The organism is Streptomyces sp. NBC_00190, assembly GCF_036203305.1.
GTDB lineage: Bacteria > Actinomycetota > Actinomycetes > Streptomycetales > Streptomycetaceae > Streptomyces.
Map to the genome: position 1 here is coordinate 7,019,818 of NZ_CP108131.1, position 25,710 is coordinate 7,045,527.

Sequence of the window (25,710 nt, forward strand, 5' to 3'; positions counted from 1 at the left end):
ATCGTCGCGGCGGCCGACGACTTTCGAGGACAGCCCCGGGCCCGCCCGTTTGTGAGGGTTCGTAGTGTCCAGGCGACGGCCGCCGGACGCGACGAACGACACGGAGGAACGGGCGTGGCACAGCGCAAGGGTTGTCTGATCGGCTGCGGGGTGGCGCTGGTGCTGGGCATCGGCCTCGCCGCGGTCGCGGTCTTCGGCATTTACAAGTTCATGGACAAGACCCTGGTCGACCCCAAGGTCTACGAGGCCGTGAAGACCGGTGACCCGGAGAGCGAGGTCCGCGCCAAGCTCCCGTCGGGCGAGTCCCTCGCCAAGAGCGTCCTCAAGGAGGACGGTCCGGCCCAGCCGGAGGGCAGCACCTGCTCCTGGTACATGTCCAGCGGCGACCCCAAGAACGGCAAGGAGACGGTGCTGCGCTTCTGCTTCAAGGACGGCAAGCTCGCCGAGAAGGCCGAGTACCCGATGGAGTAGGGCCGGTGCGCGTCCGCGGCCCGCGGCGGGGACACGGTCAAGCCAGGTGCTTGCATCCGGTACCCAGGTACGCCGTGCTGCACACTGCCCACCGAGGAGCGGCCCCTGCGGGTCGCGGAGTGGGACGCTCTGCTCGACGAGCGCCTGACGTGGCTGTCCCGGCCCGGGCGTCTGGGTGTGCGCCTTGAGCTGAGCGGCGGGCCGGGTGTCGAGGAACGAGTGCGTGAGCTCGTGGCACGCGAGGCCGGCTGCTGCTCGTTCTTCACCTTCACCGCTGCCGTCGAGGCGGGCTGCGACGACCTCACCGCCCGCGTCGGCAGTGCCTGCCGCCCGCTCCCCTTCACCGACCTCGCCGAGGAGAACCGCCATGCCGCACCCCGCTGCTGACCGGCGCCCCCGGCGCACCCCGAAAGGCCGCGGAGCTAAAGCGGTTTCGCGGTGCACCGGTAAAGCGCATTAGTCGGGTCGCCGTGAACCGTCGATAAGGAGTCACATCGTGACGGTTGGCCAGCTTCGTTATTGAATCGATATCACGGTCGACCACCTTTGAACTAAAGCGCATTAGTCCAGGTCGTGGCGGGTTGGATCAAGGCCCCCGGGGCCGGTGCGGCGCCGCCGCGCCATTCGGCACCCATGTGGCACCGGCCACCGCCGCTCCTGCCTCATTGACGAGGTCTTGCTTTCCGGCGACCGTGGGCACCGCCTCCGGCAACGAGGCCGGACTTCTGCGAAGGCGGCGACGATGACCCGTGCGAAACCGACCCGTATCGCCGTTGCCGCGTTGGCGGCCGGCGTCCTCCTCTCGACCGCCGCGTGTGGCATGGGCGGCGGCTCCGGGGATGTCGAGGAGGCCGCGAAGACCGGCAGAGTGGCGGGTGAGATCACCTTCCGCACGCTCCAGTTGAAGCCCACGTTCACGGAGTACGTACAGGGCGTGATCGACGGCTTCGAGAAGAAGTACCCCGAGGTCAAGGTCACATGGGAGGACGTCCCGGGCGACGGCTACAACGAGAAGCTCGTCGCCGACGCCCAGGCCGGAGCCCTCCCGGACGTGGTCAACCTCTCCACCGACTCCTTCCAGCTCCTCGGCGACCGGGGCATGCTCGCCGACGTCGCCAAACTCGACGGCGCGGTCGCCCAGGAGTACGTGCCGGGCGCCTGGGAGCAGTTCAAACTCCCGGGCAGGGGCGACGGCGTGTACGCGTACCCCTGGTACGTGACCCCGGAGATCCTCACCTACAACAAGGAGCTCTTCGAGAAGGCGGGCCTGAACCCGGCCGAGCCGCCCACCAGCGTGGAGCAGTTCTTCGACTACGCCGAGAAGATCGCCGCCTCGTCCGGCGGCCGGTACTCCGCCTTCATGGCCGACCCCAAGGGCCGGCTGCCCGGTGACTGGCAGAAGATGGGCGTACCCCTCCTCGACGAGAAGCGCGAACGGTTCACCTTCGACACCGCCACGGCCGTCGCGTGGGTGGAGCGGATGAAGGACCTGTACGCCAAGGGCGCCATGCCCAAGGAGTCCCTGCTCAAGTCCGACGACATCAACCAGCTCTACGGCGGCGGAAAGCTCGTCTTCGGCCCCGGCTCCCCGGGCTTCGTCAAGGACATCAAGCGAAACGCCCCCCAGGTCTACGCCGGCACCCAGGTCGCGGGCGCCGTCACGGGCAAGCTCGGCCACATAGGCATCTACGCCCAGTGCCTCGGCATCAAGAAGGACACCAAGCACCTCGACGCGGCGACCGAGTTCGCCAAGTGGGTCACCAACGGTCCCAACCAGGTGGAGTTCTCGAAGAAGGCCACCATCTACCCCTCCAACGCCCGGGGCCTCGCCGACCCGTACTTCGCGGACAAGGGCGACGGCAGGGATGCGGAGACCCTCGCCCGCGCGGTCGGCGCCGAGCAGCTGAAGACCGCCGAGCTCGACGCCAACACCCCCGTCCAGTGGACCAACCAGGTGGGCGACGCCGTCGTACGCGAGGTGCAGAAGGCCATCAAGGGCGAACAGGATGCCCGCACGGCGGTGAAGAAGGCCCAGGAGGAGGCCAACAAGCTCCTCGCCGAAGCGGCGCGCAAGTGACGGGCGTCCAAGTGACCGGCGCCGAAACGACCGGCGTGGATGGGACCGGCGTCGAAGTGGCCGGCGCCCGGGACCGCATGCGGCACCGCAGACGGTCGCGGAAGGCGAAGACGGCCATGGAGGCCGACACCGGGCTGGTCCACCGCACCTGGTGGACCCCCTACCTCTTCCTCGCCCCCGGTCTGCTGATGGTGACGCTGTTCAGTCTCTGGCCGTTCGTCAACACCGTGATCCTCTCGCTCACCGACTCCCGGATCCTGCGCGGCGGCACCTTCGTCGGCTTCGACAACTACACCCGGGCCTTCGCCGACCCCGACTTCTGGGTCGCGACCGGCAACAGCGTCCTGTACCTCGTGGTCGTCGTGCCCTGCCTGGTCTTCCTGCCGCTGGCCCTCGCGGTCCTCGTGCAGACGAAGGTCCCCGGCATCGGGTTCTTCCGGTCCGCCTTCTACACCCCGGTGATCGCCTCCGCCGTGGTCGTCGGCCTGATCTGGCAATGGGTGCTGCGGAGCGACGGACTGGTCAACACCGTCTTCCTGAAGCTGCGCCTGGTCTCGGAGCCGGTGCCGTTCCTGACCGACAGCACGATGCTGCTGGTCTCCGCGATGATCGTGACCGTGTGGAAGGGCCTCGGCTACTACATGGTCTTCTACCTGGCGGCCCTCGGGAACGTCTCCGCCTCCCTCCTCGAGGCGGCCGCGCTCGACGGCGCCGGCCCCGTCCGCCGCTTCTTCAGCATCACCGTCCCCCAGGTGAAGCCGATGATGCTGCTGGTCGGCACCCTCTCCGCCATCTCGGCGCTGCGCGTCTTCACCGAGATCTACATCCTCGGCGGCGAGAGCGGCGGTCCCGGCGGCGGCGCCCGCACCCTGCCCTTCCTCATCCGGCAGGTCGGCCTCGGCTTCTCCGGCGAGACGGGCTACGCCTCCGCGATTTCCATCCTGCTGTTCCTCCTGACGCTGGTCTTCAGCCTGCTGGGCCGCCGTCTGTCGAAGGGAGACGAGAGGTGAGGCGCCCCTGGACCGGTCCGGCCGGCCGGTACGCCACGCTGGTGCTGATGCTGGCGGTCATGCTGGGGCCGATCGTGTGGCAGTTCCTGACCTCGATCCGTGGCCGCACGGAGAACGTGTACGACGGGGTGCTGCCCTCGCAGCCCACCCTCGACAACTACGTCCGGGTCGCCGAGTCCTTCCCGCTCCTCCAGTACGTCGGCAACACCCTGATCGTGGCCGTCCTCGCCATCACCTCGAACACGCTGTTCGCGTCGATGGGCGGGTACGCCCTGTCCCGGGCCGCCTGGAAGGGCCGCAAGACCGTCTTCACCGTCCTGGTGGCATCCCTGATGTTCCCCTTCGAATCCGTGATGATCTCGATGTTCCTGACCGTCCGCGGGATGGGTCTGGTCGACACCCTCATCGGTGTCTGGCTCCCCGGCGCGGTCTCCGTCCTCAACATCATGATCATGCGGGCGGCCTTCCTGTCCGTGCCCAAGGAGGTGGAGGAAGCCGCGGTCCTGGACGGCGCGGGCGAATGGGCCCGCTTCACCCGGGTCTTCCTCCCCGCGGCCAAGGGCGCCCTGGCCGTCGTCTGCATCACCAGCTTCATGGGCGCCTGGGACGACTTCCTCTGGCCCCTGCTGGTCCTGACCAACAGCGACAACTACACCCTGCAACTCGGCCTGAAGACCCTGGCCGGCGTCACCACCGTCAACGACCAGCGGCTCATCGCCGCCGGCGCGATGGCCGCGCTCATCCCGATGATGCTCCTCTTCTTCGCCCTCCAGCGTTTCTTCTTCAAGGGCGTGGGCGAGGGAGCGGTCAAGACCTGAGCCGGTCCGTCCACCGCCCGTACCGACCACCCTCCCCTGGAGCAGCCGTCATGCACGACGACCGCAGCGTCACCGAACACCGCCTCCGCCGGGTCCTCAAGGAGCGCATCAAGCCCGCCGTCCACTCCCGCCCGGTCCCGTTGACCGTCGAGCGCTGGGAGGCCCCGGGCGAACCCGTCCCCGTCGCCGAGGGCCTGGCGGCGACGTACGAGCCCTGCGCGATCGGCGACACGTGGGGCCCGGCCTGGGGCACCACCTGGTTCAAGGTCAGCGGCACCGTCCCGGCCGACTGGGCCGGCCGTACGGTGGAGGCCGTCCTCGACCTCGGCTTCGACCGGATGATGCCCGGCTTCCAGTGCGAGGGCCTGGTCCACCGGCCCGACGGCGGCGAGGTCAAAGCGCTGAACCCGTACAACGACTGGGTGCGCGTCGCCGACCGCGCCGCGGGCGGCGAGCGCGTCGAGTGGTACGTCGAGGCCGCCTCCAACCCGGTCCTGGTCGACCACTCGGCCACGTCCGAGGGCGACCGGCTGACCAGCGGCGACCAGCCCCTCTACCGGCTCGCCCGGATGGACCTCACCGTCTTCGAGACCGAGGTCTGGGAACTGGTCCAGGACCTCGAAGTCCTCTACGACCTCATGACGCAGCTCGACACCGCGGACGCCCGCCGGTACGAGATCCTGCGCGCCGTCGAGGCGGCACTGGACGCGGTGGACCTCGGCGACGTGGCCGGTACGGCGGCCTCCGCCCGGTCGTGCCTGGCGGGCGTGCTCGCCGCGCCCGCCCACGCCTCCGCGCACCGGATCAGCGCCGTCGGCCACGCCCACATCGACTCCGCGTGGCTGTGGCCGCTGCGCGAGACGGTGCGCAAGGTCTCGCGCACCTCGTCCAACATGGTCAACCTGATGGACGAGCACCCCGAGTTCGTCTTCGCCATGTCGCAGGCGCAGCAGCTCGACTGGATCAAGACGTACCGGCCCGAGCTCTTCGAACGGGTCAAGAAGAAGATCGCGGACGGGCAGTTCGTGCCGGTCGGCGGGATGTGGGTGGAGTCCGACACCAACATGGTCGGCGGCGAGGCCATGGCCCGCCAGTTCCTCTACGGGAAGAAGTTCTTCCTCGACGAGTTCGGCATCGAGACGCACAACGTCTGGCTCCCCGACTCCTTCGGCTACACCGCCGCGATGCCGCAGATCGTCAAGCTCTCCGGCTCCAAGTGGTTCCTGACCCAGAAGATCTGCTGGTCCCAGGTCAACAAGTTCCCGCACCACACCTTCTGGTGGGAGGGCATCGACGGCACCCGCGTCTTCACGCACTTCCCGCCCGTCGACACCTACAACTCCGACCTCGGCGGCGCCCAGCTGGCCCACGCCGCCCGCAACTACCGTGAGAAGGGCCGGGGTACGCGGTCGCTGACCCCGTTCGGCTGGGGTGACGGCGGCGGCGGCCCCACCCGCGAACACCTCGCCCGCGCCCAGCGCCAGCGGGACCTCGAAGGCTCCCCGCGGGTCGAGATCGAGCGGCCGGACGCCTTCTTCGAGAAGGCCCACGCCGAGTACCCGGACGCGCCCGTCTGGGCGGGCGAGCTCTACCTGGAGCTGCACCGCGGCACCTACACCTCCCAGGCCAAGACCAAGCAGGGCAACCGGCACAGCGAATCGCTGCTGCGGGAGGCCGAGCTGTGGGCCGCCACCGCCGCGGTGAAGGTGCCGGGGTACGGGTACCCGTACGAGGACCTGGAGCGGATCTGGAAGACAGTGCTGCTGCACCAGTTCCACGACATCCTGCCCGGCTCCTCCATCGCCTGGGTGCACCGCGAGGCGCGCGAGACGTACCGGGCACTGCGCGAGGAGCTCCAGGGCATCACCCTGGCCGCGCAGCAGGCACTCGCGGGGGAGGGCACGCAGGAACTGGTCTTCAACTGCGCCCCGCACACCCGGCGCGGCATCCCGGCCGGCGGCGCGGGCCACCCCGCCGAGGCGGGAGCGCCCGTCACCGTGGAGGAGCGGCACGGCGGCGGGCACGTCCTGGCCAACGGGCGGCTGCTGGTGGAGATCGACGGCCGCGGGCTGGTCGTCTCCGCCTACGACCTGGAGGCGCGCCGCGAGTCGGTCGCGCCCGGGGCCGCCGCGAACCTGCTCCAGATCCATCCCGACTTCCCGAACATGTGGGATGCCTGGGACGTCGACGCGTTCTACCGCAACAAGGTCACGGACCTCGTGGAGCTGGACGCGCTGGAGGTCGCCGGGAGCGGCCCCTCGTCCGTCACCGTCCGGGTCACCCGCTCCTTCGGCCGCTCGAAGGCGGTCCAGTCCCTCACGCTGCGGGCCGGAGCCAAGACGCTCGACATCGTCACGGACGTGGACTGGCACGAGACCGAGAAGTTCCTCAAGGCCGCCTTCCCGCTGGACGTGAAGGCCGAACGGACCGCCTCCGAAACCCAGTTCGGGCACGTCTACCGGCCCACCCACACCAACACCTCGTGGGAGGCGGCCAAGTTCGAGATCTGCGCCCACCGCTGGATCCACGCCGAGGAGCCCGGCTGGGGCGTCGCGCTGCTCAACGAATCCACGTACGGGCACGACGTGACCCGCGACGTGCGGGCCGACGGCGGGCAGACCACCACCATCCGGCTCTCGCTCCTGCGCGCTCCGCGCTACCCCGACCCGGAGACCGACCAGGGCTCCCACACGCTGCGGTTCGCGCTCGCGCCCGGCGCGGAGATCGGGGACGCGGTCCGCGAGGGCCACGCGCTGAACCTGCCCGAGCGCGTGGTGCCGGGCGCGGGCCCGGTCGCCCCGCTGGTGGCGGTGGACGACGACGCGGTGGTCGTCGAGGCGGTCAAGCTCGCCGAGGACCGCGGCGGCGACGTGATCGTCCGCCTCTACGAATCCCGGGGCGGCCGCGCCACGGCCACGCTCGCTGCGGACTTCCCGATCACGGCGGCCGTCGAGAGCGACCTCCTCGAACGCCCCCTGGAGGGCACGGCGGTGGGCTCTCCCGCACCGGACGGCACGGTCGCCCTGACCCTGCGTCCCTTCCAGATCCTCACGATCCGCCTGCGCCGCTGATGTCGCGGTAGGCGTGCCGCCGCCCGGCCCGCAGCGCGTCGCGCAGTGCGGCCAGGTGCTCGGTGTCCGCAGGGATCCGCAGCCGTTCCAACAGGGCCAGCGCGGGGGCCGGTTCGAGATCCCCGTACAGATCGTGGTGGCTCGCCAGCAGGGCCCGGAAGAGGGCCGGGTGCAGTACGGGGACCAGGGCCGCCGTCTCGTAGGCGGCGGCCTTGACCGGCCAGGGCACCGGGCCGGAGACCTCCAGCACCCGCCGGGCGCGGCGCACCAGCGGATCCCGGACGGGATCCGCCGGCAGCTGCCGTCCGGGCAGTCGGCCGATGTCGTCGCCGAGTACCTCGGCGAAGGCCGTCCCCGCGGTCCGGCGGTCCTCGAACCAGTCGAGCCACAGGCAGTCGCCGACGGCCGCGGACTCCGCTTGCGCCTCCAGCCGCCGCCGGAAGCCGTTCCACAGGACCGCGGCGGGGAGCGGTCCGTCCTCCCCGAGGTGGGACAGGTGGAGCTGGCCGGTCACCCGTGTGTCGCTGCCGAGCAGGTCCATCAGGCCGAAGGCGACCCGCAGCCGGTCGGCCAGGGGGAGCCGTTCGTCCCGGAACACCTGCCATCCCCAGTCATCGGCCATGTCGGCCGCCGTCCGCGGCGCGCCCGGGGAGTCGTGGTCGCTCCACAGGCCGGGACCGGTCTGCGTGATGCCGTCCTCGGCCAGCCAGCGGCGGGCGAGCTCGCCGTCGGCCCGGTCTTCGAGGAAGGCCGACACGGTTTCGGTGAACTCCCGCGGCGCCGCGGCGTGGACCAGGTGGCCGACCGGGATCGTCGCCATCCGGGCGTCGGGGAGCCGGCGGACCAGTTCGGCGATGCCTTCCTGCGGGACATGGCTGGTGGGGCCGCCCGCCACGACCAGGGTCGGGGCCGTGATCCGGCCGAGAAGCGCCGGCCAGGCGGGATCCGGCCGGTCCAGCTGGGCCCGTACCGCGAGGACCATGGCCCAGTCGAAGTCGAGTTCGCCGTCCGGCCGCACGGGCCGGACCGCCTCGCGCGGGAAGGGGGCCGGGACGTCCTCCAGGACGAGCCGGACCACCCGGTGCGGCTGCTCCTGCGCGGCCAGGTACGCCACGACGCCGCCCATCGAGTGCCCGGCCAGGTCCACCCGGTCGAGTCCGAGCGCGTCCAGGAAGGCCAGTACGTCGTCCCGCATCAGCTCCAGCGAGTACCGCGCCGTCCATTCGCTGCGCCCGTGCCCGCGCAGGTCCAGGGCGTACACCCGGCGCTCCCGCGCGAGTTCGTCGCGTACGGGAGCCCAGTGCCCGGCGTTCTCGCCGAGTGCGGGCAGCAGGACCAGGGGTTCGCCGTCCTCGGGCCCGGCCGCCTCGTACGCCAGCCGGACGCCGTTCGCCGTCAGGGTGTGGTGCTCCGTCATCCGGCAGACAGTACGGGCACGGTACGGGTCGCGGGGGCGCTGCGCCGGCACCGGCATGGACCGTACTCGCGCCGTTGCCGTATGTTCCTGCCTGCCCGCCCCCGTCGGCGGGTTTCTTCATGTCACCGTGCACCCATGGGGGGTCCCTCGTCATGTCCTTCGCCACCGGTTCGCTGCCTCCGCTCGGCGCGCCCCCGCTGCGCCCGCTCGTCCGCTCGCCGAAGGGCCTGGCCACGGCGCTGACCGTGCTGCTCGGCCTGTGCGCCGCGACCCGGCTGCTCGCCGTGGCCGCCGGGCTCAACCGGTACCTGGAGCTGGACGCGCTCGGGGCGGGCCCGTTGCTGGGCGCCGGGCCGGGCTGGGGGCCGTACTCGGGGTCGGTGAGCCTGGTCCTGCTGGCCATGGCCCCCACGGCCGTGGTGTTCATCGTCTGGTTCCACCGGGTCCGGGTGAACGCGGCGGTGTGGGCTCCCGGGACGTTCCGGCGGGGCGCCGGTTGGGCGATCGGGGTCTGGTTCATCCCCGCCGTCGGGTGGACCGTCCTGCCGTTCCTGATCGCCATGAAGGTGTGGGTGGCCAGTGCGTCGAGGCTGCCCGGCAGCGCCGCGTCGCCCGTGTCGGCCCTCCCCGTCACCGCCTGGGCCGGCGGGATCGGCGCGGCGATGGTGGTGTCGCTGTCCGGGAACCGGCTGGCGGCCGCCGCCACGACCGCGGACGGGATGGCCGGCGCCACGCTGGTGGCCATGGCCGCGGACCTGCTCTTCGCCGTCGCGGCGGGACTGGCCGTCGTCTTCGTGCGCCGTCTCTCGGCGATGCAGTCGGGGGCGTGAACTCCGCCACAGGTGGCGGCGGGCCGGGCCGCCGGGCCCGGTAATCCCGGGCCGGCAGGGCCTCACCCGGTTTTGCACCTAGTTGCAAAACCGGGCTCCCCTCGCTAGAACAGGGACATCACCCCCGCGCGAGGAGGCGCCCCCCATGTCCCAGAGCCGGTACCCGCACCTGCTGAGCCCCCTGGACCTCGGTTTCACCACCCTGCCGAACCGCGTGATCATGGGCTCGATGCACACCGGCCTCGAAGAGCACGAGGGCGGCTTCGAGCGCCTCGCCGCCTTCTACGCCGAGCGCGCCCGCGGCGGCGCCGGCCTGATCGTCACCGGCGGCATCGCGCCCAACGACGCCGGCCGGCCCTTCGAGGGCGGCTCCCGCCTCACCACCGAGGACGAGGCCGCCGAGCACCGGGTGATCACCGAGGCGGTGCACGCCGAGGGCGGGAAGATCGCGATGCAGATCCTCCACTTCGGCCGCTACGCCTACCACAAGGACCTGGTCGCCCCCAGCCCCCTCCAGGCCCCGATCAGCCCGTTCGTCCCGAACGAGCTCACCGACATCGAGGTCGAGCGGACGGTGGAGGACTTCGTCCGCGCCGCCCGCCTCGCCAAGCTCGCGGGCTACGACGGCGTCGAGATCATGGGCTCCGAGGGCTACCTGATCAACGAGTTCATCGCCGCCGCCACCAACAAGCGCACCGACCGCTGGGGCGGCGCGTACGAGAACCGCGTCCGCTTCCCGCTGGAGATCGTCCGCCGCACCCGCGCGGCCGTCGGCGAGGACTTCATCCTCATCTACCGCCTCTCCATGCTCGACCTGATCCCCGGCGGTTCCACCCTCGACGAGGTCGTCCACCTCGCCAAGGAGATCGAGGCGGCCGGCGCCACCATCATCAACACCGGCATCGGCTGGCACGAGGCCCGCATCCCCACCATCGCCACCTCCGTCCCGCGCGGCGCCTACACCTGGGTCACCAAGCGGCTGATGGGCGCGGTGAGCGTCCCCCTCGTCACCAGCAACCGCATCAACACCCCCGAGATCGCCGAGGAACTGCTCGCCGACGGGCGCGCCGACCTGGTCTCCCTGGCCCGCCCCTTCCTCGCCGACGCCGACTTCGTCGCCAAGGCCGCGGCCGGCCGCTCCGAGACCATCAACACCTGCATCGGCTGCAACCAGGCCTGCCTCGACCACACCTTCAGCGGCAAGATCACCAGCTGCCTGGTCAACCCGCGCGCCTGCCACGAGACCGAACTCGTCCTGTCGCCGACGCAGTTGAAGAAGCGCATCGCCGTCGTCGGCGCCGGCCCGGCCGGCCTCGCCTGCGCCGTCTCCGCGGCCGGGCGCGGCCACGCCGTCACCCTCTTCGAGGCCTCCGGCCACATCGGCGGCCAGCTCGACATCGCCCGCCGCATCCCGGGCAAGGAGGAGTTCGAGGAGACCATCCGCTACTACGGCACCCAGCTCGCCGCCCACGACATCGACGTCCGGCTGAACACCCGCGCCGACGTGGAGACGCTCCAGGGCTATGACGAGGTCGTCGTCGCCACCGGTGTCACCCCCCGCACCCCCGACATCGAGGGCGTCCACGGGGAGAACGTCGTCACCTACCTCGACGTGCTGCGCGACGGCGCCCCCGTCGGCGAGCGCGTCGCCGTCGTCGGCGCCGGCGGCATCGGCTTCGACGTCGCCGAGTTCCTCACCGACAGCGGCGAGGGCGCCTCCCAGGACCCCGAGGTGTACTTCCGCCACTGGGGCGTGGACACCACGTACACCGGGCCCGGCGGGCTCGCCAAGCCCGAGCGCCCCGCTCCGCCGCGCCAGGTCCACCTGCTCCAGCGCAAGACCACCAAGGTCGGCGCCGGTCTCGGCACCACCACCGGTTGGATCCACCGCGCGGAGCTCAAGCACCGCGGGGTCGTCTCCGTCGCGGGGGCGACGTACGACCGGATCGACGACGAGGGCCTGCACATCACCGTCGGCGGCGAGCAGCGCCTCGTGCCCGCCGACACGGTGGTCCTGTGCACCGGCCAGGAGCCGCGCCGCGACCTGTACGAGGCGCTGCTCGCGGCCGGCACCCGGGCGCACCTGATCGGCGGCGCCGACGTCGCCGCCGAACTCGACGCCAAGCGGGCCATCCGCCAGGGCACCGAGCTGGCCGCCACTCTCTGACATCCGCCCGCCGAAGGGGATTGTGGCGGTCCGGCCGGGCCGCCACAATCTCCCGGGTGACGTTCTCCCCCGCAGACGCGGACAAGGTCCTCGCCGACAACTTCGCCCCCTGGGTGCTCGCCCTCGGCCTCACCGTCCAGGAGACCGGCGACCGGCACGCCGTCCTGCGGCTGCCGTGGTCCGACACCCTGGCCCGGGACGGCGGCGGCCTCTCCGGGCAGGCCCTGATGGCGGCCGCCGACACCGCCACCGTCATCGCGATCTCCGCCGCGCGCGGGGCGTACGGGCCGATGACCACCGTTCAGCAGTCGACGAGCTTCCAGCGGCCGGTCACCGGTGCCGACGTGCTGATCCACGTACGGGTCACCAAGCTCGGCCGGAGGATGGCCTTCGCCGACGTCACCATGACCCCCGAGGGCGCCGCCGAGCCGTCCGCCACGGCCTCCACCGTGTACGCCCTGCTCGGCTGAGCCCCTCAGCCGCGGGCAGCGACCGGCAGCCGGACCACCAGCCGGGCCCCTCGCGCCGACTCCTCGGCGGTGAGGGTGCCGCCGTGGTGGGCGGTCAGGTCCCGGGCGATGGCGAGACCGAGGCCCGCTCCGCCGTGGTCGCGGCTGCGGGCGTCGTCGAGCCGGGTGAAACGCTCGAAGACGCGCTCCCGGTCACCGGGCGGGATGCCGGGCCCGTCGTCGACGACCTCCAGCACGGCGGTCCGTCCGTGCGGTCCGCCGGTGGTGCGCAGCACCACCTCCACCCGCCCGGCGGCGTAGCGCTGGGCGTTGTCGAGCAGATTGGTGACGACCCGGGCCAGCCACAGCTCGGTGCCCGTCACCTCGACGCCGGACGCCAGGTCGGCGAGCACGGGAACGCGGTCCCCCAGGCGTGACTCCACCGCGCCGCGGACCACGTCGCCCAGGTCCAGCCGGACCGCCAGGGCGGGCTGGGCGGCGTCGATGCGGGCGAGCAGCAGGAGGTCGGAGGCGAGCTGCTGAAGCCGCTCGATGTCCTCCAGCGCTCCGCTGATCAGCTCCGGCCACAGCTCGGGGTCCCGGACCGCGAGGGCCACCTCCAGCTGCGTGCGCAGCACCGTGATCGGGCTGCGCAGTTCGTGGGAGGCGTCGGCGATGAACTCGCGCTGGCGGTTCCCGGCGGACTCCAGCCGGTCCAGGGTGGTGTTCATGGTCTGTGCGAGCCGGGCGACCTCGTCACGGGTGGGCGGTACGGGGACCCGGCGGTGCAGGTCCCGGTCGGTGATCTCGGCGACCTCGGCGCGGATCGCCTCGACCGGACCGAGCGCCCGGCCGGTGACCCGCCAGGTGACGAGGGCGACGGTGGCGAGCAGCAACGGGCCACCGACCGCCAGGGCGGCGGTGGTGGTGTCGTCGGCGGCGTCCACGTCGCGCAGGGAGGTCCCCACGAAGACGGTGACCATGCCCTGCGGGGTGTCGGTGGTGACCTGGACGACGCGCTGGCGGTGCTCGCCGCCGAGCGTGCCGATCCGCCAGGTGTGGAATGCCGTGCCGGGCCGCATCGGTTTGACGGGGGCGATGGAGGGGGCCGCGGCCAGGTTCGGGGTCGCGCGCAGCACCCGGCCGCGGGCGTTCACCACCTGGACGAAGTCGGCGCCGTGCAGCGGCGGCCGCATCCGTTCGAGATCTCCGGCGGCCGCGAGCTGGGCGACCGTCTCGGCCTGCCGCTCCGCGTCGCGCTCGGCATTGCGGAGCAGTTCGGCCTCCAGCAGCCCGAGCAGGGCGAAGGAGGCCAGGGCCAGGGCAGCGGCGACGACCACCACGGCGCCCACGGTGGCGCGGGCGCGGACGGTCGTGGGCCACAGCCGCCGCAGCGGCGGCCACCGCAGGCCGTCGTGCGGAAGTCGCCGACGGGCCGGGCGGGGGAGCGCGGTATCAGCCACCGTCGGCCGCCAGTCGGTAGCCGGCACCGCGTACGGTCTCCAGGGCGGTGCGGCCGAACGGCGTGTCGATCTTGCGGCGTACGGCGCTGACGTGGACCTCGACCACGTTCGGATCCCCGGCGAAGGCGCTGTCCCACACCTGCTCCAGGATCTCCCGCTTGGGTATCACCTCGCCCGGGCGCCGGGCCAGGTACTCCAGGACCGCGAACTCCCGCGCGGTCAGCCGTATCTCGGTGTCGCCGCGGGCACAGGAGTGCCGGGCGGGGTCGAGCGTCAGGTCGCCGAACCGCATGGTCTGGGGGCCCCGTCGGCCCGTACGCCGCCCCAGGGCGCGCAGCCGGGCGACCAGGACGAGGTAGGAGAAGGGCTTGGACAGGAAGTCGTCGGCGCCGGTGTCCAGCGCCTCGGCCTCGTCGTACTCGCCGTCCTTGGCCGTGAGCATCAGGATCCCCGACTCGTTGCCGGCGGCGCGCAGCCGCGCGCACACCCGGTAGCCGTTCAGGCCCGGCAGCATGATGTCGAGCACGATCAGGTCGTAGTCGTGCTCGGTGGCCATCCACAGCCCTTGCAGCCCGTCGTGGGCCACGTCCACCGAGAACCCCTCGGATTGAAGTCCCCGCTGCAGGGCCACGGCCAGTCGCCGTTCGTCCTCCACCACCAGTACGCGCATGCGGACAGGGTCTCAGGCCCGGTCGGCGGCCGGCTGAAGAGGTCTTCAGCTGGCTTCAGGTGGGCTTCAGCATCCGCTCGGCATGCTCGGGAACGATCCGGGTGTGGTGCCCGGTTGTGCATGAGGAGTGCCGGTATGTCTGAGTCCGTCCCGCCGTCCGAGCAGCCCGAGAACGCCCCGGAACCCGGAGTTCGCAAGCGCGTGCCCCTGGGTCGCCTGGTGCCCAGGAGCAACGGCGCCCGCTGGGTGGCCCTGGGCGCGGCCGTGGTCATCGTCGGCGGCGGAGCGGCGGCCGTGGCCGTGGCCGGGCACCACGACGGCCGGGCGAGGGCGTACGAGGGCCCGCACACGGCCTGGGCCGGGCCCGGTCACGAGGGCGAGGGCAAGCGTGGACCCGGGGACGCCCGCGAGAAGCGTGAGCGGATGCGCCTCGAACTGAAGGGGATGGGCCCGCAGGGGCCCGGCGCTCTCAAGGGGCACGGTCCGGGGGGCGGCCCCGGCGGCCCCGGTGCCCACGCGAAGGCGGCGCCGCTGCCGCTGCCGTCGCTGGCCATCGGCCAGGCCGCCGAGAAGGCGGCCGCCGCGGTGGAGGGCGGCAAGGTCGAGAGCCTGCGGGCGGTCGCCCAGGAGGGCGGCGGCAGCGCGTGGCGAGCGGTGGTCATCGGACCGGACGGAGTCCGGCACGCGGTGACCGTTTCCGGCACCGACGGCACCGTCACGGGCAACACCGTCCTCACCGGCCACGGCCGGTAGGGGAGCGCCGCCGGAGAGCCGGCGGAAAAACCGCGAGACACACCGGGGCGGCGTCGCATAGCGTCCCGGTGTCGACGTCCTTGCCGTCGCACAGCACACACGCGAAGTGCGGAACGGGAGTTCGTCCGGATTGACTGATCAAACCCTCGCACGCGAACAGCCCGCGCTGGGACGGAACAGGGACTTCAACGTCTTCTGGCTCGGCCAGGCCCTGTCCGTCCTCGGCGGCTCCATCTCGCTGCTCGCGCTCCCGCTGCTCGTCCTCGAAGCCACCGGGTCCGTCGTGCAGCTGGGCCTGATCACCGTCGTCGCCGGGGCCACCGCCATCGGCACGGGGCTGTTCGCCGGATACGTGGTCGACCGGGTGGACCGCCGTCGGCTGATGATCGTCTGCGATCTGACGCGGGCAGTGCTGCTCGGCGCGGTGCCGGTCGTGTGGTGGGCCGGCGGGCCGCGGATCTGGCTGCTGTACGTCATGACCGCACTGGCCACCGTACTGAAGACGCTGTTCGACGTGGCCTACGTGACGGCCGTGCCGAACCTGGTCCGGAGACAGGACCTCATCGCCGCCAACGGACGGCTGATGGGCACCTTCGCCATCGGGACCCTCCTCGGACCGGTGGCGGCCGGGTTCATCACGGCCGCGGTGGGCGCGGACTGGGCACTGGGCGTGGACGGGGCGACCTTCCTCGTCTCCGCGGCCAGCCTGGGCTGGGTGAGGTTCCGGCGGCCCGCCGACAGCGGCGCGGACCCGGCGGAGCCGCGGACGGGCACGCTGCGCGACGTGTTCCTCGTGGGCTTCCGCTTCCTGTGGACGCATCCGCTGCTGCGCCCGCTCACCGTGCTGCTCACCCTGCTGACCTTCGTCACCATGGGCGCCGTCGACCTGCTGATCTACCACGTCCGGAGCGACCTGGACCGGGACGCCGCCACCCTCGGCTACGTGATCGCCGTAAGCGGGGTCGGCGTGGTCGCCGGGGCCCTCGGCGCCGCGAGGCTGCGCCGGCTCCTCGGCTTCGGGCCCTGCTGGCTCGCATCCGTCACGTTGATCGGCATCGCGGTGGCGGGGATGGGAGTCAGCCGCAGTGTGCCGGTGATCGCCGTGCTCGCCGCCGTGTTCATGTTCGGGATGACCCTGGGCGGGGTGACCAGCATGACCCTGCGCCAGGAGGTGACCCCCGGCCACCTGCTCGGCCGGGTCACCTCCGCCTTCTGGACGGTGCACAACGCCTCGGGACCGGTGGGCGCGGCCGTGCTCACGGCGCTGGCCGACGGCCACGGGGTTCCGGCGGTCAGCCTGGCCGGCGGAGCGTTCTGCCTGCTGATCCTCGGCGCCGGGCTGCTGACGCCGCTGCGCACCGCCCGCGACGGCGCCGCCGGTGCGGTGCCACCGGCCACCTGGAAGCCGGACGTGAGGTGCGACCCGGAAGAGCGTCTGGGATCGTGAAGGACAGGCCGTCGCAGCGAGGAGCGGATATGTCCGGACAGTTCGAGGCGAGCGTCGAGATCGACCGGCCGGTCGAGGAGGTCTTCGCCTACCTCGCCGACGGGCGCCACGACCCCGAGTTCAGCCCGCGCGTCCAGGAGATCGCCAAGACCCCCGACGGCCCCACCGCGCTCGGCACGGTCTTCCGCAGCACCGTCAAGGACGCCGGGATGAAGACCGGCCGCGAGTTCCGCATCGTCGGCTTCGACCCGCCGCACCGGATCCGCTGGTCGGAGCAGAGCCGCAACCTGGTCACCGCGGAGGGCGGCTACGATCTCGAAGCCCTCCCCGGCGGGCGCACCCGGGTCCGTATCTTCAACACCCTCGAAGGCCACGGCTTCGGCAGACTGCTCGTCGGCTTCGCGGCGAGCGCGGCCCGCAAGGACGCCCCCGCCTTCGGTCGCCGCATCAAGGCGGCGGCGGAGGCGTCCCTCAGGCGATAGGGATCAGAACCGTGCCGGGCCGACCGGGAACGGCAGCGGCTTCGGCGGGGTCGGGGACACCCGCTGCCCGGCAGCGGCCGGCGGGTTCTGGCAGGTCACGTCCTCGGCGGGCAGCCGGCCGGTGGTGAGGTAGGTGTTGACGGGCTCGTTGGCGCAGGAGTTCGGGTCGGCGAGGTACACGCCGTGCCCCTCGCCGCCCATCGCCAGAACCATCCGCGAGCCCTTCAGCGCCCGGTGCAGACCCTGGCCGCTGGCGAGCGGGGTCTGCGAGTCCCACTCGTTCTGCACCGTCAGCACGTTCGCCTGCTTCTTCATCGGCGTGGCCGCCTCGGCCGGCCGGTCCCAGAAGGCGCACGGCTTGATGTTCGACGCGAAGTCCCCGTACAGGGGGTACTTCACCTTGTCCTTCGCCGCGTCCCGCTCGTACTGCTCGGTGTAGCGGGGCCAGCTGCCGGTGTCCCCGCACGCCACGGCCCAGAAGACGGCGGTGCCGTTGTCCGAGGCGGGTTCGGCCGCAGGGCCTGCCGGAAGCAGCCGCTTCAGCTCTGCCGTGTCCGAGCCCGCGGGCTGCGGCTTGCCCTCGGCCGCGGCCTTGAGGGCCACGACCAGGGGAGTGGCCTGCGCCGGGTAGAAGAACACCGCGCGCGCGGTACGGATGACGTCTCCGGTGACCTTCTGCCCGTCGAAGTCGATCGGCTCCCGGTCGGCGCGCGCCACCAGCGCCCAGAAGGTGTCGGACACCGCCTTCGGGGTGTCGCCGAGCCCGTACTGGGCCGACCGCTCGGCCGCCCAGCCCGTCCACCGCGCGTAGGCGGGCTCGGCCTCGGTCGCCCAGATCTGGAGCATGCCGCGCCAGATCCGCTGCGGGTCGACGCCGCTGTCCAGCACGAAGCGGTCGGTCCGCTCCGGGAACATCTGCGAGTACACCGCGCCGAGGTAGGTCCCGTAGGAGTAGCCCAGGTACGAGAGCTTGCGCTCGCCCAGCACCGCACGGATCGCGTCCATGTCGCGCGCCGTGTTGCGGGTGGTGATGTACGGGAGCACGTCCCCGGCCTTCTCGCGGCACTTGTCCGCGACCGTACGCGCCCACGTCACGTCGGAGGAGAAGGTCTCGGGCCGGTACGGCCGGTTGAAGTCCTGCTCGGTGTCGGTCAGTCCGCAGGTGATCGGACTGCTGGCGCCGACGCCGCGCGGATCGAAGCCGATGAGGTCGTACTGGTCGCGTACGTCCTTGGGCATCGACTCGGCCGCCATCAGTGGCAGATCGAGTCCGGAGCCGCCCGGGCCGCCGGGGTTGAGGAGCATCACGCCGTGCCGCTGGGCGGGGTTCTCGCTCTTGATCCGGGATATCGCGAGGTCGACCGTGCGGCCTTGGGGGCGCTTGTAGTCGAGCGGGACCTTCAGGGTGGCGCATTCGTACGAGGCCGGCTGGCTGTCGGCGCAACGGTGCCAGGCGGGCTTCTGCTTGAGGTACTCCGCCTCCGGGGCTGCGGAGGCCTGGGTGGCGGCCAGCAGCGGCACGGTGGTGGCGATGAGACCGGCGGTGGCGAGCATCGGTGCGAGGCGTTTCAGGCGCACGGTGGCCGTCCTTGCGTTCGGTGAAGTCGCTTACCCGCTCACCCTGTTGCATGCGGAGGCGGGGCGAGTCATCCCGAAGGGTCGGCCCTTGTGCTCCTCACGAATGAGCTGATATCCGGACAACTGGCCGACACGCCGGGCTCGTTGCGCGCCCGGCGCACCTGGTCACTCGTGGCCGGTGTGCGCGGCGCCGGCTTCCACGGTGCCCCCGATGTGGCCGCGCAGGGCCGCCAGGGCCTCCTCCGACGGGCCGGTGACCACCCAGCGGCTGCCCACCAGATAGGTGCCGCCGTACATCCGCGCCTCGTCCAGCCAGGAACGCTGCCCCTGTTCGGCGGCGAAGGTGGCCATGCGGTAGGCGCCCTGCCCGGTCTCGCAGCCGCCCTCGCGCAACTCGTCCGCCTGGATGTCGACGTGGGCGGTGCAGCCGACGGCCGCGGCTATCTCCTCGATCGACGAGGACGGCGCGGACTGCGCCCCGGTCTCCTTCTGGGGGGTGACGTGGGCGGCGCCGTGCGTGCCGTGTGCGCCCTGCGCCGCCGGGCTTCCGCCGCAGCCCCCGGTCAGCAGCACGGCGCACAGGGTGGCGCAGGCCGGCGCGAGCGCGCGGAGGACCCTGCGGTGCGTGCGGGCGGTGGACGGCAACATGCTTCTTCCTTACTGGCTCAACGGCTCAACGGTTCACGTGTGCACTTGGCCCACCGATTGATCGGGGCCGGCGTGGCGCCCGGGCGGGGGAGGCGCCCGGGCACCACGGGTCTTCGCGGGCCGGGGCTAGCTCGCCATCTTCGCCTTCTTTCCCTTGTCGGTCACGGCGAACCAGAGGCCCTGCTTGCCTTGTCCGAGAACATCGCCGGGCGCCTTGTCGCCGGTGAACGTATAAACCGGCCAGCAGTCGATCGTCAATTGTTCCGAACCATCGGGACGCTTTACCGAGCCGATCAGCTCGGCCGCAATTCCCGTTACCTTCGTCTTGTCGACGGGCTTGGCGGGCTTCCACGTGTCCAGGCAGGCATCGAGGCAACCGATTTTCATCGGCCAGGCGCTGTCCTTGTCGAATCGGTAAAGCGTCTGGCCCGCGCCGTCCGCGATGATGTCGCCGAGCATGACGTTCTTCGTGATGGACAGTTCGGAGCTCTGCGCCTGCGCCTGCGCCGGTGCCTTCTTTGCGGCCGCGGCCGGCTTCCCGTCGGCCCCCAGCGCGTGCCAGGTGCCGCCGACGCCCTCACCGAGCGTGTCGCCCGCCTTGGTGTCCTTCGCGTAGCGGTACACCGGCCAGCCCGCGAGGGTCAGCTGCCGGGTGCCGTCGGCGCGTTCGACCGAGCCGAGCAGGCCCGCTTCGATCCCCGCGCCCGCTGTCGCGTCGTCCGCCGCCACGGCCGGCCACGCCTTGGCGCAGTCCCCCTCGCAGTTGGACTTCGGGGGCTTCGGCGTGTCCTTGTCGAACCGGTAGAGCGTGAAGCCCTCACCGTCGGTGACCGCGCTGCCCACGTTCCCGACCTCCGCCACCTTCAGCTGCCCGGCCGGGCTGTTCTTTCCGGCTTCGCCCGCCGGATTGGCGCCGGAGCCGCTCCCGTACCCCGAATCCGCTCCGGAACCGGCATCCGCTCCGTACGAGCCGTCGGCGCCGTAAGCGGACCCGATCTTCTTGCTGTCGCCCACCGGCTGTACCGAATTTCCCTGCCCCTGAGGCTTCTCGGCGAGGCCGCATCCGGCCGTGAGCAGCAGTACCGCGACCGCCGACCCGGCGAATATCTCACGACGCATTCTCTTCACGATCTCTCCTTCAGGTTCGGTCCCGCGTTTCCGTGCGTCCCTGGGTAATTGATACGGGGCCCGGGACGGTCGAAACGGATATCCCTTGGAATTTGTCAGATCGCGCCAACATTGAACCCGCGAGCGATCCGCATTCGTGCACCCCTCATTCCTGGATGCGCATGGCGAGGGCCGGGCAGCGCCGCACCGCGCGCAGGGCCTTCGGCCGCAGCCGGGCCGGCACCGGCATGGACGCCTTCGCCGGGTAACCGTCCGCGTCGAGCTGTACGACCTCGGGAAGGACGTCCACGCACAGGCCGTGCCCCTTGCACAGGGTCCAGTCCACGATCAGCCGCTCCGGACTCTCGTCCCGCACCCGCTCCGGACTCTCCTCCCGCGGCACCGGGAGCGCGCCCAACACCCGTCGGCCGCACCCCGAGCCGAAGGCATGGTCCTGGAACTCGTCGGGGAAGGCGGCGAGTGCAGAGGACACGAAGTGCGAGGTGCCGTCGGGATGGCTGCACGCACCCCGCTTCCGGACGGCCATGAGCCGCGCCTCCACCGCCTCCAGGGCGGCGCCGCCGCCTCCCCGGACGGCGTCGTCCAGTACGTCGGCGAGCCCGGGCAGCCCGCGTACGCACGGCCCGCACTGGCCCGCCGTCTCGTCCGCCATCCACCGGGTCACCCGCGCCACTTCGCCGGCCGGGCAGGTGTCCTCGGGCAGCGGCAGTACCGCCCCCGCCCCCAGCACCGCGCCGAAGGACGCCAGGGACTGCCGGGACAGCTGCGCGGAGCGCGCGGACACCGGGTCCAGCCATCTGCCGTGGTAGCCGCCGACCAGGACGCCCTGGCCGGGATCGAGATTGCACAGCTCCAGGACGTACGGCAAGGATGTGCCGGTCGGCGCTTCGACCACCGTGGATCCGGCGACGGTCAGCAGCACGGTGCCCGGCTCGGTCAGCAGGCCGGTCGCACAGTACTCCCGTGCGCCCAGCCGTGCGGCCAGGCCGAGTTGGGCGTAGGTCTCGGTGTTCGACAGCAGGGTGGGCACGCCACCCAGGCCTCTCTCGCTGGTCCGAACCTTTTGTCCGGACGGCAGCGTGGCACCGCCGTTGAGTCCGTTGACCATGGCGGTCCCCTCCCCGGTCACGAAGCGCTCGGGAAGTCGTGCCACTCGCACCCGGCGGCCGGCCGGACCGCGTTCGGAGACGGCGGCGCGTACCGACTGCTCCACGTCCCCCCGGGTGACGGCCACCACGATGTCCTCCGCGCCGAGCGCGGCGGCGGCCAGCAGGGCTCCGTCGAGCACCAGGTGCGGGGCGTGCAGCAATAGCGCCTTGTCCTTGAGGCAACTCGGCTCGCCCTCACTGCCGTTGACCACGACCGCGGTGGGCGTGTCGCGCCCCCGGGCCGACCGGGTGACCGCCTGCAGTTTCCGCGCGAACGGAAAGCCCGCTCCGCCGCGGCCCCGCAGGTCGATGTCCTCCGCGAGGGCGATGAGGTCGTCCGGGCGGTACCGGGGCAGCGTGCCGTGCGTGGCCAGATGGGCCGAGCGGTCGAGCCGCGGGAGCTGGTCGAGTCCGGCCAGCAGTCTGGGGGCGCCCACACAGCCGAGGCTGGGGCGCGGCCAGCCGGTCACAGCCACCGCTCCGCGCCGGCGGGCTGCTCACCGTACAACTGCCGCCCCCCTCCGGCCCTCCCGGGTGTGGACGCCGTGGCGTACGCCCGGGAGGGGGAGGAAGGCCGGGACAGCGGGGCGGGCCCGGTGGACGCGAGCGGACGCGCCTCGCGCACCGTGGCCGCACGCGGGCCCGGTCGCGGACGCACGCGCGGGCCCGGCGCGGCGGCCGGACTGGAAGGCTCCCCGCTCGCCCTCGACTTGACGCGGAGCAGGAGGACGCCGGCGACACCGATCAGGCAGAGCCCGTACGAGACCGTCACCCAGGTGCCGCCAGGGCGGCCCGACTTCAGCCCGTGCACGAGGGACGCGCCCCAGGCCGGATAGGCACCGAAGTGCAGGGCCCGCCACCACAGCGAGCGGGCCTTGGTCGCGAACACGCTGCGCACCGCGCCCGAGACGGCGACGGACACGAAGAGGTACCCGGCGAGCGTGCCGAATCCGATGAGGACGGGCTGTTCTTCATCCGCGAACGGCACCACCGCCGCGGCCGCCGATGCCTGCTGCTCGGCGACCTTGACCCAGATGTGCAGGGCAAGGAAGGACAGCCCGGCCACGGCCAGGCCGCGGTGGGCGCCTTGGGCGAGCAGCCGGTGGCCCGGCCCGAGTAGCGCCCGGTCGGTGGCCAGCAGTCCCCATAGGACGGTGGCGGTGAGCGAGACGAGCGAGAGTACGCCCGCCCCGAAGTCGAGGAAGTCCCATATATGGGACAGGGCGCCCGCACGGGCCACCACGATGAAGGAGACGACCGCCGCGGCGACGGCCGGGACCGTCGCCGGGGGCCGACTCCTGCGGCGCGCCCGGTGTGAGCGGCGTATGTGCGGCTGGGGCAGGGGCATCCAGATCTCCTGTGCGCCTGGGATCCGAGCACGTCACCTGGCGCTCGGCACCCGGGGGTTGTTGTCGGTCGCCCGGCAGCGCTGTGAATTCCTGCGCCGGCCGAGGAGCGTGGGGCCGGAGTGCAGAAGCATCGTGGAGCTACACGGCACCTCCACGGGATTTATCGAAACGTGATAATTTCTCGCAGCGCGTCTACAGCGCATCGAACAACCCCGGAAGATTCCCCTCCAGCGGAGGTTTCAACAGGCCACCGCACCGCCCGCCACCTACGCGTCCCCAACGGCAAAATTACGGTAAAGCCGCGGGACCGGAGGTGGCCGGACCCCTCCAGGAGGGAGTACGAGGACAGCAACTCTCTTGCTTGACAGTGCTGTTGGCGAGAGAGGCAACCTCGGCGGGCTTGTCGCGCAAGCACCGGACAAGCCTCACCCCGGCACGAACGAGGAAAACGATGTGCGAACTTCTGAACCGCATCTGGTCCCGCCCCCGAGGCGAGTGGACGCGCGTCCTGCGCAGGGAACTCCCCGCGCTGGCCGCCGAGATAGTGGAGGAGCTTCTGCATGGAATTCCGGGATTTTCCACCCTTACCGATGACAACGATGCCATCGACGACGAATTGCTCAGACAGTGCGTGGAAGAGGCCCTCCTCAGCGCTCTCGGCTACCGCGACGCGCGTAGCGGCAACTTGTGCAAGGAGCAGGAACAACACCGGCAGCAGGTAATGGACATGGAGCCGGAGCCCGACGAGAGCGTGTGCGCGGACGAAGTGCAGCACGAGCGCGCGGGCGAGCTCCGGGTCGAGGCCAGGCAACACGGCGGGCAGCAGGACGCCGGCCGGCACGACGAGAAACAAGGCGGGCACCACGATGAGCCGCAAGGCGGGCACCACACCGGGCACCACGGAGGGCTGCCCGGGCTGCCCCGGCAGCCCGGGCGCCGAGGCGGCGACCGGGCACGCCAGGACCTGTTCAAAGCCCTCACCGATGACCGGGCCCCCTCGGAGAGTTCCCTCACCGAGCTCGCGGAGGCGGCCAACTGGCCCCTCCCGGTGGCCGTACGGGCCATCGTGCCGGCCACGCCCGGCGAGGCCCAGCAGCTGGCGACCGTGCTCGACGACGCACTCGTCGGCATGTTCGCGGGCCGCCCGTGCCTGCTGGTCCCGAGCCCCGATCCCGACACCCGGGCCCCTCTCGAACTTTCGCTGCGCGGCCGCTTCACAGCCGTCGGGCACGCGGTCCCGCTCCGGGACACCGCGTCCTCGCTCCGCTGGGCGCTGCGCCTGCTCGCCCTGACACCCACCCGCGCCGGTCTGGACGCCCGCGCGATCTTCGTCGACGACCACCTCTCGACCCTGCTGCTGCTCCAGGACGAGCCCCTCGCCCACGCGCTGGCCGCCCGCTGGCTCCGGCCGCTGGCTGATCTGACCCCGCGCCAGAGCGAGCGGCTGGAGGTGACCCTGCTCGCCTGGCTGGAGGGCGGCGGCGCCCCCGAGGCGGCGAAGGCCCTGAGCGTGCATCCGCAGACCGTGCGCTACCGCATGCGGCAGCTGGAGAAGCTCTTCGGACCCGGTCTGCGTGACCCCCGTACCCGGTTCGAACTGGAGATGGCGCTCCGCAGCCGTCGCCTGATGGCCCAGGTGCGGCGTCAGGCCTCGCGGGTGGGACGACGCACGGCACGCGTGGTCACGGCGGACTTCAGGCCCGTGGTCGTCGGGCGGATGGCTCGCGTCAACGGTCTGTGAGCAACCACGGCAAACCGGCCCGGCCCCGTCCGCACGGGGGCCGGGCCGGCTGCATGTGCGCCGGGCCAGGTGTTCACATGGCGGCCGGCGCGGCGGAAACCGCACCGTGCATCGTGGAGTTGATGTCCATCAGTTCCTCGTACGCCTGGGCACAGGGCCCGCACGCCGCCAGATGACGGGCCAGGCCGCGGGGCTGCTGCGTGCGGCTGCGCCGGACCGCCGAGCCGAGCATGTGGCTGTAGTGATCGCACCGGGCGTCGGCCGCGGTGTCCAGATGGGCGAGGAGAAACGCCTCGCGCAGTCCTTCCCTGGCCCGGAACGCCAGCGAGGTCACCGCGCTGGGGCTGATGCCCAGCAGCGCGGCGACCTCGTGCGGCGAGTCCTCCTCGACGAGCGTGTGCCATAAGACGGCCTGCCAGCGTGCGGGCAGGGTGTGGAAGGACCGGGCGAGGAGCCTGCGGTCCTCGCCGGCCAGCAGCCGGCGCTGCGGGTCGCCGCCGGCGGCCGCCTGCTGGCACCAGGAGTCGAACTCCGCTGTCAGCAGAGTCCTTTCGGCACCGTCGCTCCACTGCATTGCCGTGTGCCGGACGACGGCCAGCAGGTAAGCGCGCCAGGGCCCCCGCGGCCCGGCGCCGGAGCGGACGGCCTGCAAGGTCCGCAGGAAGGCCTCCGAGACGAGGTCTTCGGCGTCCTGCGGGGTACGGCAGCAGGTGCGCGCGTACGCGAGGGCGGCCCGCCGGTGGCGCCGGTAGAGGAGATCGCACACGGCCGCGTCCGCGGCCCCCGAGCCGAATCCCCTCCTGAGCCGGCGGGTGAGTTCCCCGTCGGAGGGCGGCGGCTTGCCCTCGCCCGGATGGTGCGGACCGTCCGCGGATTCACGAGAGCCGGACGTGGAGCCGGAGATGGAGCCGGACATGGCACTCCTCGTGTTCAGGACCCGGCTGGGCACAAGTGTGCGGTGTTGGCCCGAAGTCGGCTTCGGGCCAACACCTG

22 protein-coding genes are annotated in these 25,710 nt (G+C 71.9%); 13 read left to right on the plus strand and 9 right to left on the minus strand.

Features of this window, described 5'->3' with window-relative positions:
• Window positions 1-114: 114 nt before the first annotated feature.
• The 6 genes from OG429_RS32750 to OG429_RS32775 all read left to right on the plus strand — a co-directional run bounded on the left by OG429_RS32750 (window position 115) and on the right by OG429_RS32775 (window position 7,447).
• Window positions 115-471: a hypothetical protein gene (locus OG429_RS32750; RefSeq protein ID WP_328928871.1), complete on the plus strand. Its 357-nt coding sequence runs from the start codon at window positions 115-117 to the stop codon at window positions 469-471.
• A 219-nt stretch (window positions 472-690) separates the two neighbouring features.
• Complete coding sequence (locus OG429_RS32755) at window positions 691-858, plus strand: hypothetical protein (RefSeq protein WP_328928872.1); 168 nt, start codon at window positions 691-693, stop codon at window positions 856-858.
• A 355-nt stretch (window positions 859-1,213) separates the two neighbouring features.
• Window positions 1,214-2,548 (plus strand): ABC transporter substrate-binding protein, encoded by a 1,335-nt coding sequence (locus OG429_RS32760; protein WP_328928873.1) that lies wholly within the window; start codon window positions 1,214-1,216, stop codon window positions 2,546-2,548.
• Window positions 2,549-2,625: 77 nt separating this feature from the next.
• Complete coding sequence (locus OG429_RS32765) at window positions 2,626-3,558, plus strand: carbohydrate ABC transporter permease (RefSeq protein WP_328930488.1); 933 nt, start codon at window positions 2,626-2,628, stop codon at window positions 3,556-3,558.
• Window positions 3,555-4,376, plus strand: coding sequence for a carbohydrate ABC transporter permease (locus OG429_RS32770; protein WP_328928874.1), 822 nt, complete (start codon window positions 3,555-3,557; stop codon window positions 4,374-4,376). Before OG429_RS32765 ends, OG429_RS32770 begins: the two co-directional genes overlap by 4 nt.
• A gap of 50 nt (window positions 4,377-4,426) precedes the next feature.
• A complete protein-coding gene (locus tag OG429_RS32775) occupies window positions 4,427-7,447 on the plus strand; it encodes an alpha-mannosidase (RefSeq protein ID WP_328928875.1) in 3,021 nt (1,006 codons plus the stop codon).
• Here the strand turns inward: OG429_RS32775 and OG429_RS32780 are convergent.
• Window positions 7,425-8,864 carry an alpha/beta fold hydrolase gene (locus OG429_RS32780; protein ID WP_328928876.1) on the minus strand — a complete coding sequence of 480 codons (1,440 nt, stop codon included), beginning with the start codon at window positions 8,862-8,864 and terminating at the stop codon, window positions 7,425-7,427. The genes OG429_RS32775 and OG429_RS32780 overlap by 23 nt on opposite strands.
• 152 nt (window positions 8,865-9,016) lie before the next feature.
• Here OG429_RS32780 and OG429_RS32785 point away from each other — a divergent pair, with 152 nt between their 5' ends.
• The 3 genes from OG429_RS32785 to OG429_RS32795 all read left to right on the plus strand — a co-directional run bounded on the left by OG429_RS32785 (window position 9,017) and on the right by OG429_RS32795 (window position 12,331).
• Window positions 9,017-9,694: a DUF4328 domain-containing protein gene (locus OG429_RS32785; RefSeq protein ID WP_328928877.1), complete on the plus strand. Its 678-nt coding sequence runs from the start codon at window positions 9,017-9,019 to the stop codon at window positions 9,692-9,694.
• Window positions 9,695-9,839: 145 nt separating this feature from the next.
• Window positions 9,840-11,861, plus strand: coding sequence for an NADPH-dependent 2,4-dienoyl-CoA reductase (locus tag OG429_RS32790; RefSeq protein ID WP_328928878.1), 2,022 nt, complete (start codon window positions 9,840-9,842; stop codon window positions 11,859-11,861).
• 56 nt (window positions 11,862-11,917) lie between these two features.
• Window positions 11,918-12,331, plus strand: coding sequence for a PaaI family thioesterase (locus tag OG429_RS32795; protein ID WP_328928879.1), 414 nt, complete (start codon window positions 11,918-11,920; stop codon window positions 12,329-12,331).
• 5 nt (window positions 12,332-12,336) lie between these two features.
• Here the strand turns inward: OG429_RS32795 and OG429_RS32800 are convergent, their stop codons facing one another.
• Window positions 12,337-13,773, minus strand: a complete 1,437-nt coding sequence (locus tag OG429_RS32800) for a sensor histidine kinase (protein WP_328928880.1) — start codon at window positions 13,771-13,773, stop codon at window positions 12,337-12,339.
• Window positions 13,766-14,443, minus strand: a complete 678-nt coding sequence (locus tag OG429_RS32805; RefSeq protein ID WP_328928881.1) for a response regulator transcription factor — start codon at window positions 14,441-14,443, stop codon at window positions 13,766-13,768. The genes OG429_RS32800 and OG429_RS32805 overlap by 8 nt, the downstream gene beginning before the upstream one ends.
• Before the next feature lie 135 nt (window positions 14,444-14,578).
• On the opposite strand from OG429_RS32805, the gene OG429_RS32810 reads away from it, so the two are divergent.
• The 3 genes from OG429_RS32810 (at window position 14,579) to OG429_RS32820 (ending at window position 17,125) form a co-directional block, all read left to right on the plus strand.
• Complete coding sequence (locus OG429_RS32810; RefSeq protein ID WP_328928882.1) at window positions 14,579-15,196, plus strand: hypothetical protein; 618 nt, start codon at window positions 14,579-14,581, stop codon at window positions 15,194-15,196.
• A gap of 130 nt (window positions 15,197-15,326) precedes the next feature.
• On the plus strand, window positions 15,327-16,643 hold the full coding sequence (locus OG429_RS32815; RefSeq protein ID WP_328928883.1) for an MFS transporter: 1,317 nt from the start codon (window positions 15,327-15,329) through the stop codon (window positions 16,641-16,643).
• A gap of 29 nt (window positions 16,644-16,672) precedes the next feature.
• Complete coding sequence (locus OG429_RS32820) at window positions 16,673-17,125, plus strand: SRPBCC family protein (protein ID WP_328928884.1); 453 nt, start codon at window positions 16,673-16,675, stop codon at window positions 17,123-17,125.
• Between the two features lie 3 nt (window positions 17,126-17,128).
• Here the strand turns inward: OG429_RS32820 and OG429_RS32825 are convergent, their stop codons facing one another.
• The 5 genes from OG429_RS32825 to OG429_RS32845 form a co-directional block, all read right to left on the minus strand.
• On the minus strand, window positions 17,129-18,703 hold the full coding sequence (locus tag OG429_RS32825; RefSeq protein WP_328928885.1) for an alpha/beta hydrolase: 1,575 nt from the start codon (window positions 18,701-18,703) through the stop codon (window positions 17,129-17,131).
• 165 nt (window positions 18,704-18,868) lie between these two features.
• Window positions 18,869-19,351 carry a hypothetical protein gene (locus tag OG429_RS32830; RefSeq protein WP_328928886.1) on the minus strand — a complete coding sequence of 161 codons (483 nt, stop codon included), beginning with the start codon at window positions 19,349-19,351 and terminating at the stop codon, window positions 18,869-18,871.
• 126 nt (window positions 19,352-19,477) lie between these two features.
• The gene (locus OG429_RS32835) at window positions 19,478-20,470 is read right to left on the minus strand and encodes an SCO0930 family lipoprotein (RefSeq protein WP_328930489.1); all 993 of its coding nucleotides are present in this window, start codon (window positions 20,468-20,470) and stop codon (window positions 19,478-19,480) included.
• Between the two features lie 154 nt (window positions 20,471-20,624).
• The gene (locus OG429_RS32840) at window positions 20,625-22,064 is read right to left on the minus strand and encodes an NADH-ubiquinone oxidoreductase-F iron-sulfur binding region domain-containing protein (RefSeq protein WP_328928887.1); all 1,440 of its coding nucleotides are present in this window, start codon (window positions 22,062-22,064) and stop codon (window positions 20,625-20,627) included.
• 29 nt (window positions 22,065-22,093) lie between these two features.
• Entirely contained in the window at window positions 22,094-22,975 is an 882-nt protein-coding gene (locus OG429_RS32845) for a hypothetical protein (protein ID WP_328928888.1), read from the minus strand.
• A gap of 452 nt (window positions 22,976-23,427) precedes the next feature.
• Between OG429_RS32845 and OG429_RS32850 the strand changes: the two genes are divergently transcribed.
• Window positions 23,428-24,717 carry a PucR family transcriptional regulator gene (locus OG429_RS32850; protein ID WP_328928889.1) on the plus strand — a complete coding sequence of 430 codons (1,290 nt, stop codon included), beginning with the start codon at window positions 23,428-23,430 and terminating at the stop codon, window positions 24,715-24,717.
• 73 nt (window positions 24,718-24,790) lie between these two features.
• Here OG429_RS32850 and OG429_RS32855 read toward each other — a convergent pair whose 3' ends face one another.
• The gene (locus OG429_RS32855) at window positions 24,791-25,633 is read right to left on the minus strand and encodes an RNA polymerase sigma factor (RefSeq protein ID WP_328928890.1); all 843 of its coding nucleotides are present in this window, start codon (window positions 25,631-25,633) and stop codon (window positions 24,791-24,793) included.
• Window positions 25,634-25,710 lie beyond the last annotated feature (77 nt).